Source organism: Vibrio tubiashii (genome assembly GCF_028551255.1).
Taxonomy (GTDB): Bacteria; Pseudomonadota; Gammaproteobacteria; order Enterobacterales; family Vibrionaceae; genus Vibrio; species Vibrio tubiashii_B.
On record NZ_CP117029.1, the window covers coordinates 1,313,739 to 1,328,272 of the forward strand.

Below are 14,534 nucleotides of genomic sequence, written 5' to 3' on the forward strand. Positions count from 1 at the left end.
GGTACTGTTGTAAAAGCCTGAGGTTCACAGTTAAATATAAAGAGCAAATTACCCTACAAATAAACGTAATCATTTAAGTTGTTAGTACCTTAAACCAAACTGAAAAAAACAAATAGTCTCAGTGGCTTAGACATTAGTCGTAGAGTTAGCCTGCAAGTTTAAAGAGGTTAGATAATAAGGTAAGAAGAGCCTAGCAATCGCACTGACGTTATCGTTGCTTACGTATCTGAGAAGTTTGGTGCATCGCTACGCGATTAATTACTTCTGACTAGATAGTAAAAACCTGCCATTTTCGTACAGAAATTGGCAGGTTTTTTATGGGTTGAAAACAGAGCTTAACTCTGATGTTGCTTGCGGCTAACCAAATGGTTGGAGGCCGCAGCGGCGAGCAGTGCGCCACCTATTACTAAAGTTTGATAGTAAGCCGGAACGAGCGTGAGCATACCGACGGTCAAAGTCATGATGATCAACGCACCAATAAACGAGCGCAGCACTTTTCCTTCACCGCCACTAAATGCAGTACCGCCAATCAGCACAACCAAAATTGCGGTTAGCTCCATACCATCGCCTGATAAAGGGTCACCTAAAGACATAAAACTTGCGCGAGCAATACCTGCTAATGAGGCAGTAGCGCCAACAATGGAATAGAGAGCAAACACAACCAATCCAGTTTTAATACCAGATAGTTTAGCTGCAGTCGGGTTACCTCCTGTTGCCGCGGCATACTTACCAAGTAGCGAACGGTTTTGCAGAATAATCAGCAGAGCAGTTACGCCAACGGCAACCCAAAATGCCATTGGTAAGCCGAGTAGGACAGCATCACGGGCATAGTCGTTAAACCAACTTGGCATCTTCATATCGCCCATCGATTTGATGGCAGAGACACCATCTTCCACTAATAGCAGAGCAACGCCCTTGTATAGGCTCAATGTAATGAGAGTGGCGATGACGGGGGTAATGTTAAATTTGACCACCAACAGTCCATTAAAAGCACCAAGCAGCACACCGCACATAACGGTGATAGAAAAGGCCGCGATGAAAGGGACACCGTTAATCGCGAGCATGGCGTAGATTACGGCGGTTAAGCCCATTGTGCTGCCAACCGACAAATCTATGTAGCCCGAGACCATGAGCAAGGTAAAGGCACCAGCCAGAACCAGTATTGGCGCGGAAACTCGCAGAATGTTAATCACGTTTTTCTTGTACAAGAAGTTGCCGCGTTCAAACAGTGCGTACTGATCGAGGTTAACGCTACTAAGGAAGACCACAATGGCGGCCAACACAAAATAGATATAGTAATTTCTAATAAATTCAGCAACCTGACCACCTAGGGCTGGTGGAGTGCTTAATACTTTTGTTGATTCAGACATTGCATTCACCATCACTATTTATTTCTAAGGGATAGAGCCCAGGTTTGAGCCGTTATTGCTAAAAAGACCGCGACGGCTTTCAAGATAAATTGCCAGTCAGGTGACAGGGTAAGGCCGGTAGCCGCGGAGGTGACCACTGCGAGAATGATCGCGCCGAAGAACATACCAATAACTGAGCCGAAGCCACCGGCAATGGCAATGCCGCCAAGTAGGGCAATGACCAAAGCATCAAACTCCATCAGCAAACCACGGTTAGAGAAACCAGATTTAAACTCCGAGGAAAGCAAAATGCCGACAACTCCTGCAACCAGTGCGCTAAATAGGTAGAGATAGGTAATATGCTTAGCGTTGTTAATACCGGAAAGCTTGGCCGCTTCTGGGTTCGCACCAATCCAATAGGTAATGCGACCGAACACGGTTTTGCGTTCAATAAAGATCGCCGCAGCTAACAAAAGCAGCATAAACAGCACTGGGAACTGCATCGAGGTGCCAAACACCTTGAGGTTTCCTAGATAACCAAATTCAGCGGGTAGATTGGTGTTTCTTTGCGAGCCTTCAGTGATCACTTGAGCAATGCCCCTTGCGACCATCATGGTACCTAAGGTGACGATGATCGATGGGATTTTAAACTTAACCACGAACAGTGCGTTTAAACCACCTATGGCTAAGGCTCCAAGTAGGGCACCAATAATGGCTAGCCAGTATGGTAAGCCTAATCCGGTTGAAAGCGCTGAACCACCTGTCGCAGCTTGGGCGAACCAAACTGATAAGACGCCTGATAAAGCGACGATGCCGCCGACGGAAAGGTCGAAATTGCCCGAGATAAGTAAGAATGAAACTCCGACGCCCAGTGCAATCACCGACCAGTTATTGGTTACCAAGTTAAGCATGTTCTGCACTTGGAAAAAGTTCGGTACAAATACCGAAGCGACTAAAAATAGCCCGATAGCGACGCCGGCAACCAGCATCGTAATGTACATTTGGTCGCTGACTCGATTCTTAAGATGCTGCGGAGAGGTCTCAGCACCCAGTGTAGTGTTAATCATACTGCCTCCTGCAGGCCACCTGTCGCGGCGTTCAAAATGAAATTGGTGTCAACGTCAGAGCCGTTAGTGATTTCTGAAACCAAAGAGCCGTCATAAAGAACGAAGATGCGGTCGCATACGCCGAGAATCTCTTCAAGTTCGGTAGAAAAGACGGCAACAGAGTTGCCTTGATTGGCGAGTTCTTTCACTAAGTCGTAGATCTCTTTCTTCGCGCCGACATCGACACCGCGAGTAGGCTCATCGAGTAGCAGTAGTTTGGCCTGCGAGAAAAGACATTTGGCAATGACCACCTTTTGCTGGTTACCACCAGAGAGTTTTTCCGTGTGTTTTTCTATTGAACTGGTAGCGATGGACAGTTTTTCGACATAGTCGAGAGCGGCATTGAGTTCATCGCGTTGTCTAAATACGCCGAAATCTGACATTCTAGGTAAGTTCATGACCGGGATGTTTTCGCGAATGGTTAAGTTGGTAAACAGCCCTTGTGTGCGGCGCTCTTCAGGGACGAGAGCAATACCTGCCGCGATCGCCTCTCTAGGAGATTTTCCTACTTCTTGACCGTTAAGCTTGATCGAGCCAGAGACTTTGTCTGCGCCAAATATAGCACGAGCGATTTCTGTTTTACCCGCACCAACCAGACCATAAAACCCGACAATCTCACCTTTGTTAATGGTAAATGAAACGTTTTTCAGCCTATGGTTGTTCAGTCTCTCAGCGGATAAAAACACTTCGTCGCTGATGGTGTCGCGTGGTGTGTAGTCGTGAAGGATACTTCGTCCGATCATCATGTCGATCAGCTCTTCGCGTCCGTTTACCTCTGCCATTGGCTTGGTAGCAATATGTTGCCCATCGCGCATCACAGTGACTCTATCTCCGAGTGATAAAATCTCATCCAACTTATGGGAGATGTAGATCACCGTAACCTGCTGTTCTTGTAGTCTGCGGATGACGGTAAACAGGCGTTCAACTTCTCGCTCTGATAACGCTGCTGTTGGTTCGTCCATAATAATGACATTGGCGCCCGATGAGGCCGCGCGAGCAATTTCGATGATCTGTTTTTGCGCGACCCCTAAGGTAGAAACACGCGCATAAGGATCGATTGATGGCTCAATAGTCGCCAACGTATCAATAACACGCTGCTCTAAATCAGATTTAATCAGAAATCCAAAGCGGCTTTGCTCCATACCCAGAGTTAAGTTTTCCAGCACGCTTAGTTCGTCAACAACGTGTAGCTCTTGAAACAGAGTCGCTATGCCAGCTTCACGGGCACTCTGAGTACCGTTTGGCGTATATGACTTACCGTTGACCTTCATTGTGCCTTGGGTTGGTTGAATCGCACCTGTGATCATTTTTACCAAGGTGGATTTTCCCGCGCCATTTTCGCCGATTAAGCAATGGACTGTGCTGCGTTCAATTGAAAAGCTGACGTTGTTGACTGCTCTGACGCCAGGGTAGTCTTTAACGAGTCCTTCAATTGAGAGAACAGAAGTTGAATTGTGAGTATTCAAGATGATCTCTCCTTAATATGGTGGATCTTCAAAACTGTTCAGTCACTGCCGACGGTACAGATGAAGCCGCTCTTTCCTTGTTTTGATTCATTGAATATTGAATAACTGGGCGATCAATCAGATCGCCCAGTTATAATGGTTAGTTGCCAAACTGTGCTTCTAGCCACTTCTCTGCATCCGGCTGAGGCATTGTCCAGTAAGAGATGGTGTAAGCTTTGTAGAAGAACTCTTGTGCGGTGTCGTTACTTGAAGCCACTTTGTTATTGATAACGTCCATGACTAAGTCAATGCGTCCGCGAGCTGTTTCAATTGGCGGTAAGCCCATCGATACCTTCAAGCTAGAATTTGGATCATAAATCTGCTCGAATTCGACTGAGTCGAAGTCCACACTCGCGACAATCTCTGTGACAGGTTTGCCATCTTTAAACTTGCCGCGTCCTAGTTGAGAAAGACCTGCCATCGTGCCGACCGTCAGGTTAGAGGCTTCAGAGTAGATAAGGTTAACTTCAGGCTGCTGAGTGAGCAGGTCAACAATGATCTGTTTGGCTGCTTCTTGACCGCCACTTGCATCAAGTGCACCAAGGTTCTTCGCGCTTGGGTCAACTGAAAGCACTCCTTCAGCAAACGGGTTTGTGCGACCAGAGCTTACTTCTGTATGGTTAGGCCAGCCCAACTGAACCATCACAATAGGTTTATCAGGGTTAGCTTCTTTCCATGCTTTCGCCATTTGAGCACCCATATCAAAAGAGACGGTTGCCTCATCGCTTCGCGCCGTTGGGATACCAGTATCGGTAATTGGGCTAAAGAAAGAGGTCATTGCGATCTTTTCATCTAGCGCTTCTTCTACGCCAGGGGTGGCAGCCTCGCCATCCCAAATATGCAGTGAAGCACCGTCAAATGCACCCGCAGCCACTTGGTCAACATTCTGCGTCATCACCGCTGAGTCTGCTTTGCCATCAAAAATAACCACTTCTGCGCCGTACTTCTCTTTCGCATAACGTTTCGCTTCTGTCGCTTGTGACTGGTGGAACACGTTGGAAAGGTCGGAAACGAAAAAAGCAATACGTTCATTGGCCAGTGTTGTTGCTGAGAAACTAGACGCAACGAGAATACTCGTAGCAATAAGTCCTTTTTTAAGCATCTTGTTTAAAGTCGCTGACTTCATAATTTTCTCCATTTATATGTGGTATTCACTCGTCTTCGGAGCAACAACTGCAATTTGACTTACATCCATCTCATTCTCGTCTTAAGCAGTACAACCCGTTGTTCTCAATGATGTGAATTATCTTTCAGACAGGTGAAATATATTTCACGTGTTAAAAGTTAGTGAACAAAATGTAACCGGTCAATAGCATAACGATACAATACGTATCAGTTTTGGCTGTTATTGTGATCTATCGCACTTAAATGGTAATAACGATACGATTGGTATCATTTTAACTTGCAAGGTGTGCTTTTTGTGATTACTTTTTACTCAAGTGAAATAAATTTCACGATTTGTTTACATTTTGTTGGGCGGGTAAATGAGTAGTAAAGAAGAGCGTCCCACAAGCGATGAAAGGTAAGTAGGAGAGCGTATATGGCGATGAGTGAGCGAGACGACATATTAAGGCAGACGGCAAAAATCCTCACACTACGTTATATGGAGAACTGCAGTCAGTCAGATATTGCTAAGCAACTTGGTTTATCGACAGCTAAGGTCAACCGTGTCATTAAGCAAGCTCATGATGATGGTTTAGTTGAAATCACTTTGAACCTTCCGCAAGAACGCACCTACACATTAGAACAACGTCTACTTAATATGTTCTCACTGAAAACTGCGGTTATTCAGCCGAGCCTTAGCCAAGATGAAGCAGTGGTTACCCAACAGGTCGCACAATCTGCAGGTGAGCTACTGATAGAGACGGTTAAGCCAAACAGCGTTATTTGCATAAGTGGCGGTAAAACCATGTCGATGATTGTTGAGCAGATAAAACCGATGAACTTCCCTGATGTAAAGGTGGTTCCTGCAACAGGCGGTGTGCAAGGGCATCACTTTACGGATGTGAATTATCTTGCTTCTCGTTTAGCAGAAAAACTGGGCGGCAGTAGTACTCAGCTCCACGCCCCGCTGTTTGTTGATACTGATGAGCAACGCGAAATGTTAATGGAGATGCGTAGCGTTAGAGAAGTGCTCGACATAGCGCGCAATGCAGATATTGCCTTGGTCGGGATTGGTTCTGTCGCCAGTGAAACAGATAGTTACTACGACTTGCGGTCATTAAGTGGCCAGCAATTTGAGTCTCAAATCAGCCACCAGTGTCAGGGCGAGGTACTCGCGCATTTATATGACGAACGCGGCGCTGAATGCGCAGAGCAGATCAATAGCAAGTTAGTGGGTTTGAATTTAACAGAACTTGGCAATATCGAGCACAGCTTCGGTGTTGCGGCAACTCAGTCGAAGGTGTCAGCAATGCTTGCCGCACTGAGAGGCGGGTTAATTAACGGATTAGTTTCGGACGAAGACACAATAGCCAGTGTTTTAGAACAAGCAAAATAGGGGAAAGTTATGCAAACAAGAGAGATTGGACAATCAGGTATTCATGCATCAGTGATCGGCTTAGGCACTTGGGCAATGGGTGGCTGGATGTGGGGCGGCACTGACGAAAAAGCGGCAATTGAAGCCATTCATGCGTCATTGGATTGTGGTGTTTCGCTGATTGATACTGCTCCTGCGTATGGCTTAGGTGTTTCCGAACAGTTGGTAGGCAAAGCCATAAAGGGCAAGCGCGATCAAGTTGTATTGGCGACGAAATGCGGTTTGGTTTGGCACACAGATAAAGGTAATCATTTCTTCGATGAGAATGGCAAACCTGTCCATCGTTACTTAGGCGCAGATGCTATCCACTATGAAGTCGAGCAAAGTTTGAAACGTTTGCAGACAGACTACCTAGACCTATATATCACTCACTGGCAAGACCCAACGACCCCAGTTGAAGAAACGATGGACGCATTACTTGCGTTAAAAAAAGCCGGCAAGATCCGAGCAATAGGGATCAGCAATGCCAATCAAGCGGAATTGGCGGCGTATCAGCAATGCGGCGTCGTGGATGCGGTGCAAGAGAAATACAATCTGATCGAACGACAGCTTGAGGAGAACTTACTACCGAAAACGATCGCAACTCATGTGTCTTGCCTTAGCTATTCTTCTTTAGCTATGGGGCTATTGAGTGGAAAAGTCTCTCCAGAGCGCACATTTACCGGAGATGACCAACGCATCACAGATCCAATGTTTACTGTCGAAAACCGTCGATGGGTACAGCAGTTCTGCCAATCAATTGAACCCATTGCGCGTCAGAAGAATATCTCTGTGGCTCAGTTAGTGATTGCGGCGACATTGCAACAGCCAGGGATCACTTATGCACTATGTGGTGCTCGAAATGCGGCGCAGGCGATAGAGAACGCGGCAGCAGGACAAGTGATACTGACTCATGAAGAAGTCAAATTTATAGATGCTAAATCGCATGAGTTCTTTGGTGAGCTTGAACTGGCGTAGTACGGCTCGTTCGGTATCACCTAGATAGTTGGCAGGGAACGCAATGAAAAATAATAAGACCGGATTTGACAGTTTAGAAACGACGAATGAGTTTGATGTCGTCGTGATTGGTGGCGGCATCAATGGGATTAGTGTGTTTAGGGAATTGGCATTGCAAGGTGTGAAAGTCTTGATGGTTGAGAAAGATGACTTTTGCTCCAAAGCCAGTGCTGCACCGTCGCGAATGATCCATGGGGGTTTACGTTACCTTGAAAATGGCGAGTTTGATTTAGTGAAAGAGGCGCTGTTTGAACGCAATCGCCTTTTGGACAACGCCCCGCATTTGGTTGCTCCACTGGAAACAACGATACCGATTTACTCCACTTGGTCAGGAATGTTCGATGGGTTGTTAAAGTTCTTAGGTTTGAAAGACCGCCCATCACAGCGGGGCTCAGTGGTGATTAAGCTTGGCTTGACGCTTTATGATTGGTTTACCAAGCGCGATCAGCTTATGCCTGCTCATAAAATGCACTCTGCCAAATCAACGCGTCAGCGCTGGCCGTTAATGGGTAATCAAGTACGCAGTAGTGCGACCTATTTCGATGCCTGGATTAGCTCTCCAGAACGTTTGGCCATTGAGCTTATTCAAGAGGGCATTGAAGCGGGCGGAATTGCGCTCAACTATAGCAAAGTGACCCAATTTAACGATGGCGAATTGCGCCTTACCCAGAGACACTCAGGTAAGTCAGTCATTGTTCGCACTCAGCATATTGTTAATGCGACCGGTGCTTGGGTGGATTTCACTAATGGCTTGCTACAAGCACCTAGCCAATACATGCAAGGTACTAAGGGATCACACATCATTGTCGACAACCAACAGCTCGTCGATCAGCTAGATGGCAACATGCTGTTTTATGAGAACAGCGAAGGGAGAGTGTGCATTTTATTCCCATATTTTGGCAAGGTGCTCATAGGTTCAACGGACATTCCCGTCAGTGATCCGGAATCTGTAAAGTGCACCGCGGAAGAGATTGACTACATTCTACTTTCACTGAAAGGCGTGCTGCCTGAGTTAGAAATTAGCCGTTCACAGATTGTTTATCAGTTTTGTGGCGTGCGTCCTCTGCCGTCGGTCAACACTTCGACGACAGGGCAAATTCCTAGAAGCCATTCAATCAAACGAGACAGCATTGGTAAGACAAAAGTGTACTCGTTGATCGGAGGCAAATGGACAACCTTTAGAGCCTTTGGTGAAGAGGTGGCCGATGAGCTATTGGCATCGCTCAAAATAGAAAGAAGATGCAGTACCAAGCAAAAAGCGATTGGTGGTGGCGCTAATTATCCGGCCAACGAAAGCGAACAAGAGCTCTACCTGTACCGCCTAAGAGAGAGCTACCCATACCGCTCAATGCATCAACTTAACGTCTGGTTGAAGCGTTATGGCACAAAGTGTGAAGAGCTATTACGTCGTTTGGACAGTCATTGTGATCAGCCCTTGCGCTCATTGCCAGACTACACCGTTGGCGAAATCAATTACATCCTACAAACCGAATTTGTCGCCACCACCTTAGATGTCATCTTACGTCGCACCTCGATTGCGATTGAGGGCAAGCTAGATAGCCAAGTATTTGATGAGCTTTCAGAACTAGTGGCAACTCATTTCAATTGGAGTGAGACAGAAAAAACCGCCGACCGCGAAAGCGCCCAAGAGGTGCTGTTTAATCTACACGGAGTCGTGCTGGATCAACCTCTAAGCCACAGCGAAGCGGTTACGCGAACAAAGATTATTGAAAATGAACAACTCGTAAATGGAGAAGAGTATGTATTTAACCAATAAAGTGAGGATGAATCGCTTATTCAGCAATGGACGATGTCTCGATGTAGCGATAGATCATGGCGTGTGCAATGAGCCATCGTTTCTCGACGGATTAGAAGATATGTCTTCAGTAGTAGGTCAGCTGGTTAAAGCGAAACCAGATGCCATTCAAATGAACGCAGGCCAAGCCGACTTACTGCAAACCGTCGATGGTAAAGACAAGCCTGCATTGGTTATGCGTATTGACTTGGGTAACCCTTATAACGCTGAGCGTCATCGTCATATGTGGGCGCTGCTACAAAATGCCGAGCAACCGTTGATTCAAGCTTTGCAAATGGACGCGGCGTGTGTGGTGGTTAATTTGTTTATGCTGCCCGACGAACCAGAGCTGTTTAAGCAATGCGTAGACAATATCAGCAAAGTAAAAGCAGAGTGTGAAAAGTATGGTATGCCATTGATGATAGAGCCTTTGGTCATGCAGCCAAATACACACGGTCAAGCTTACATGGTCGATGGTGACTGCGAAAAAATTGTCACGCTAGTGCGTATGGCACGTGAGCTAGGGGCAGATATTATCAAAGCTGACCCAACCACACATGCTGATGATTTCCATAAAGTTGTTGAAGCGGCACGTTGCCCAGTACTTGTACGCGGCGGCGGCAGGGAAGATATTGAATCAGTGTTTGCGAAAGCGAGAGCATTACTCGATCAAGGAGCCTTGGGTATGGTGTATGGCCGCAATATCTATCAGCATCCGAACCCAAGCCGAGTGGTAGATGCGTTGATGGCGATGATTCACAATGATGCCTCTACTGAGCAGGCGATGAATATCTACGTTGGCGATAAGTAAATAGGTTTAGGAGGGAATATGAGTTCATACGCGCTAGGAATTGATTGCGGAAATACAGCGGTAAAAGCTGCTCTTTTTGACCAAAATGGTACAGAGGTAGCCGCAGTAGCAAACAATTATCCCACTCATATTCCCCATCCCGATTACACAGAAGCGGATTTAGCTGAATGCTGGCAACTGTGCGCCGATGCGATACGCCGGGTCATTGCTGCTGCGGGTATAGAGGCTACTCAAATTGCCGCTTTAGGTTGCAGTGGGCATGGCAACGGGGTTTATTTGCTTGATGAACAACGTCAACCTCTGTTGGCAATTAAGTCACTGGATAATCGCGCAGAGCATGAGGTGAGCCAATTACAAGCGTCGGCAGATTATCAGGCGTTAGTGAGAAGAAACAGGCAAGGTGTTTGGTCTTCCCAAACTGCTGTTCTGCTTCATTGGCTTAAACATCACCAAGCTGACGTCTATCAGAACATTGGTCAGCTGCTGTTTTGTAAAGATTATCTTAACTTTCAATTCACTGGAGAATGCGCTACCGAATGGGGCGATCTGACCGCTTCGGGTTTGTTTGATTTTGAAAGTGATACGGTTAGCGAAGAGTTACTTGCCGCGTATGGCATAACGGACATCGAAACTAAGTTGCCGCCTATCTATAACAGTCAAGATGTGATTGGCGCAGTGACGGCTCATGCGGCTGAGGTAACCGGATTGGCTATCGGCACACCAGTGATTGCAGGTATGTTTGATGTGGTGGCTTGTGCTTATGGCTCTGAAGCGGATAGTACCGGAAGTACTTCAGTTGTCGCAGGAACGTGGAACATCAATCAGGTGGTAACGGATTCACTTCCGCCACAAGAGGTTTTTATGGCGTGTAAGATGAATGAGCGACAATACCTTGCGATTGAATCGAGCACCTGTTCTGCGTCTAACCTTGAGTGGCTCGTGCAACGGTTTTTTACTGAGAAACAGCAACAATTACAACACGCTGGTGGTTCGATATTTGAAGAGTTTAATCAGCAACTTAACCTGTTAGAAATCAACGCTGAGTATCCCATGTTTTTGCCTTATCTCTATGGCACAACAGATAAACAGCCGCCGATGGCTAGCCTGTTGGGATTGAAAGGTTGGCATCAGGATATTCATGTTGTTTACGCCTTTTACGAGGGAATCGTGTTTGCTCATCTTGAACATATCTCTCGTTTGCGCCAAGCCGGTTACCCAATAGATTCTATTGCTATTAGCGGCGGGGCATCGAGAAGTGACTATTGGTGCCAGCTTTTTGCTGATGTACTTAATGTTGAAGTCGGTGCCAGCACATCTGATGAAGTCGGCGCTAGAGGTGTCGCGATGATGGCTCTAAACAGTGTGTGCGGTGACGTAAGGCTAAGTAATACTGTTAGTGAATCACTTGCAAGTCGTCATTTTGCTCCAAAGCCAGACCGAGTGGACTTTTTTGCCGCGCGTTTTGAAAAATACAAGTTATTAAAAGGCGCAATTGTTACGGCTTAATAAGCCGTTAAGGGGCTTCTAGTTAGCAGCGCCTAATCCGAGAGTAATTAACCACGGACGAACACATAGCGTGTCATGTGGAGGGCTTAACTCGCCCAAAATAAATAATTTTAAATAATGATACTAAATGTATCGGTATTGATATTGAGGTGAAATATGAGTCAAGCAATTGTTTTACCAAAGCTTTTGCAAATTGGTCAAGGGGCGCTCAACACGGTCGGTGAGGTAGCGATTCAGTTAGGTTGTCGACGAGTGATGATAGTGTCTGACCCTGTTATGCAGTCGCTAGGGCAAGTTGAGCGCTTACAGCAAATTATCCATGACGCAGGTGTAGAAACGGAGACGTTTACCGACACCATTCCAGAGCCAACTGAGGCTTCGATTCTTCCCGCAGTGACTCAAGCCATTGACGGACATTACGATGGGGTAGTGGCTCTTGGTGGCGGCAGTGTTATCGACAGTGCTAAGGCAATCGCATTGCTTGCTAAGTCACAGGGGCGTATCCGTGACTACAGCGTACCCAATGTAGTCACCATGCCGATAATGCCATTGATCGCGATCCCTACAACTGCGGGAACAGGCTCAGAAGTGACCAAAGTCACCATCATTACCGATGAGTCAAATGACGAAAAACTGCTGTGTATGGGACCAGGATTAATTCCTGCAGCAGCATTGATTGATTTTGAACTTACCATGACTGCCCCTGCGCGAATCACCGCCGATACCGGGATTGATGCTTTGACTCATGCCATAGAAGCCTATGTGAGTGGTAAAGCGGGCTTGTTTACTGATCAGCAGGCGCTCAACGCAATGAAACTGATCGCGCCAAACCTACGTGAGGCAGTAAACAATCCGGCTAACCAACAAGCCAAAGAGCAAATGATGCTTGGCGCGACGCTCGCTGGTATCGCATTTTCAAATGCTTCGGTCGCACTCGTACATGGGATGAGCCGACCTATTGGTGCGCATTTTCATGTCCCACATGGGATGAGTAACGCTATGTTGCTACCAACCGTAACGGAATACTCCATACCAGCAGCAAAAGCGCGTTATGCAGAGTGTGCAAGAGCTATGGAGTTAGCAGATGCAGCAATCAGTGATGACCAAGCGGTTGAACGTCTGCTCAACGAGCTTAAACAGCTCAACGTCGACCTAGGTGTTCCATCAATGGCGGAGTTTGGTATTGACCACCAAACGTATTTGAACTGCCTTGAGACGATGGCGGAACAAGCGTTGGCATCCGGTTCCCCGAATAACAACCCAAGAGTGCCAGACAAAACCGCCATGATTGGTTTGTACAAAGCGGCATGGTGAGCAGATAGACCCCAGTTTATAACCAACGGATTTTGCCCAACAGATTTAAACAAGGAAGAAAAAATGATCAGCAATTTTATCAATAATCAATATGTTAGAAGCCAGTCAGAAAGAAGTCAGCCAGTTTTTGACCCAGCAACCGGTAAAGCGAACAATCAAGTGCTGCTTTCTAGTCGTAGTGAAGTCGAGGATGCAATAGGTGTCGCTCAAGAGGCTTTCTCGGGTTGGTCGGTAACAACGCCGCTTAACCGGTCGCGAGTTTTGTTTAAGTTTAAAGCCTTGCTTGAAGAGAATCGCAATGAGCTGGCAGAAATTATTAGTCGTGAACATGGCAAGGTGTTCAGTGATGCCCTAGGGGAAATCACTCGTGGTTTAGAAGTCGTCGAGTTTGCTTGTGGCATTCCACATTTGCAAAAAGGTGAGCACAGCTTAAATGTGGGCACTGGCGTAGACTCTCACTCTCAAATGATGCCACTGGGCGTGGTAGCTGGGATCTCGCCATTTAACTTTCCGGTGATGGTGCCTATGTGGATGTTCCCAATCGCGCTTGCAACAGGCAACACATTCATCTTGAAACCTTCAGAGAAAAACCCATCAGCGCCGCTGTTTGTCGCTGAGCTTCTTAAGCAAGCAGGATTGCCTGATGGCGTATTTAATGTGATCCAAGGTGATAAAGAGGCGGTGGATACGCTACTTCAAGATGAAAGAATTCAAGCGGTCAGCTTTGTTGGCTCAACTCCGATTGCTGAGTATATCTATTCGGAAGGCGCTAAATACGGTAAACGAGTTCAAGCTCTGGGCGGCGCCAAAAACCATATGGTTGTCATGCCTGATGCAGATGTCGATGGAGCTGTGAATGCACTGATGGGTGCCGCATACGGTGCAGCGGGTGAGCGTTGTATGGCAATTTCAGTTGCGGTTGCCGTCGGTGATGAGGTTGGTGATGCGCTTATCGGGCGCTTGCAAGATAAGCTTGCGACGTTAAAGGTTGGCGCTGGGTATGGGCAGACGATTGAAAATGACATGGGCCCGTTGATCACCAACGAACATAAACAGAAGGTCTGTAGTTATATAGAACAAGGGGTAAGTGAAGGCGCAACTTTGGTTGTTGATGGTCGCGAGCATGAACTGGCGAAAACCAGCGAAGGCTTCTTTGTTGGCGGTTCTCTGTTTGACCACGTATCTCCAGAGATGACCATTTATAAAGAAGAGATTTTTGGCCCTGTGCTTTGCGTGTTGCGAGTTGATAGCTACGAGCAAGCACTGAAATTAATTAATGACCACGAATATGGTAATGGCACTGCGATATTTACCGCAGACGGTGACACCGCAAGAGACTTTACTGCAAATGTTCAAGTGGGCATGGTTGGTGTCAATGTGCCTATCCCAGTACCAATGGCGTTCCATAGTTTCGGTGGTTGGAAACGCTCGCTATTTGGTCCACTGCATATGCATGGCCCAGATGGAGTCCGTTTCTTTACGCGAATGAAGGCAATCACCACTCGCTGGCCGACTTCCAGTGTTAAATCGAACGCGACACCGACTTCACACGCGCAAGCAGAGTTTGTTATGCCGACGATGAAATGATCCAGTTACGTGGGGAGGTGCGTAGT

11 protein-coding genes are annotated in these 14,534 nt (G+C 46.8%); 7 read left to right on the forward strand and 4 right to left on the reverse strand.

Annotated features, from left to right (window positions below; all coding sequences use genetic code 11):
- Window positions 1-335: 335 nt before the first annotated feature.
- The 4 genes from LYZ37_RS05975 to LYZ37_RS05990 form a co-directional block, all read right to left on the reverse strand.
- On the reverse strand, window positions 336-1,370 hold the full coding sequence (locus LYZ37_RS05975; protein WP_272786882.1) for an ABC transporter permease: 1,035 nt from the start codon (window positions 1,368-1,370) through the stop codon (window positions 336-338).
- 14 nt (window positions 1,371-1,384) lie between these two features.
- Window positions 1,385-2,416 carry an ABC transporter permease gene (locus LYZ37_RS05980; protein ID WP_272786883.1) on the reverse strand — a complete coding sequence of 344 codons (1,032 nt, stop codon included), beginning with the start codon at window positions 2,414-2,416 and terminating at the stop codon, window positions 1,385-1,387.
- Window positions 2,413-3,921: a sugar ABC transporter ATP-binding protein gene (locus LYZ37_RS05985; RefSeq protein ID WP_272786884.1), complete on the reverse strand. Its 1,509-nt coding sequence runs from the start codon at window positions 3,919-3,921 to the stop codon at window positions 2,413-2,415. The genes LYZ37_RS05980 and LYZ37_RS05985 overlap by 4 nt, the downstream gene beginning before the upstream one ends.
- A 139-nt stretch (window positions 3,922-4,060) precedes the next feature.
- Window positions 4,061-5,086: a substrate-binding domain-containing protein gene (locus LYZ37_RS05990; protein WP_272786885.1), complete on the reverse strand. Its 1,026-nt coding sequence runs from the start codon at window positions 5,084-5,086 to the stop codon at window positions 4,061-4,063.
- Between the two features lie 414 nt (window positions 5,087-5,500).
- Between LYZ37_RS05990 and LYZ37_RS05995 the strand changes: the two genes are divergently transcribed.
- The 7 genes from LYZ37_RS05995 (at window position 5,501) to LYZ37_RS06025 (ending at window position 14,508) form a co-directional block, all read left to right on the forward strand.
- The gene (locus LYZ37_RS05995) at window positions 5,501-6,460 is read left to right on the forward strand and encodes a sugar-binding transcriptional regulator (protein ID WP_272786886.1); all 960 of its coding nucleotides are present in this window, start codon (window positions 5,501-5,503) and stop codon (window positions 6,458-6,460) included.
- Between the two features lie 9 nt (window positions 6,461-6,469).
- On the forward strand, window positions 6,470-7,456 hold the full coding sequence (locus LYZ37_RS06000; protein WP_272786887.1) for an aldo/keto reductase: 987 nt from the start codon (window positions 6,470-6,472) through the stop codon (window positions 7,454-7,456).
- 43 nt (window positions 7,457-7,499) lie between these two features.
- Entirely contained in the window at window positions 7,500-9,272 is a 1,773-nt protein-coding gene (locus tag LYZ37_RS06005) for a glycerol-3-phosphate dehydrogenase/oxidase (RefSeq protein WP_272786888.1), read from the forward strand.
- Window positions 9,256-10,101 (forward strand): class I fructose-bisphosphate aldolase, encoded by an 846-nt coding sequence (locus tag LYZ37_RS06010; protein WP_004743412.1) that lies wholly within the window; start codon window positions 9,256-9,258, stop codon window positions 10,099-10,101. The genes LYZ37_RS06005 and LYZ37_RS06010 overlap by 17 nt, the downstream gene beginning before the upstream one ends.
- An 18-nt stretch (window positions 10,102-10,119) precedes the next feature.
- On the forward strand, window positions 10,120-11,607 hold the full coding sequence (locus LYZ37_RS06015; protein ID WP_272786889.1) for an FGGY-family carbohydrate kinase: 1,488 nt from the start codon (window positions 10,120-10,122) through the stop codon (window positions 11,605-11,607).
- A gap of 156 nt (window positions 11,608-11,763) precedes the next feature.
- A complete protein-coding gene (locus LYZ37_RS06020; RefSeq protein ID WP_272786890.1) occupies window positions 11,764-12,921 on the forward strand; it encodes an iron-containing alcohol dehydrogenase in 1,158 nt (385 codons plus the stop codon).
- Window positions 12,922-12,984: 63 nt separating this feature from the next.
- Window positions 12,985-14,508 (forward strand): CoA-acylating methylmalonate-semialdehyde dehydrogenase, encoded by a 1,524-nt coding sequence (locus tag LYZ37_RS06025; protein ID WP_272786891.1) that lies wholly within the window; start codon window positions 12,985-12,987, stop codon window positions 14,506-14,508.
- The last annotated feature ends 26 nt before the right edge of the window (window positions 14,509-14,534 follow it).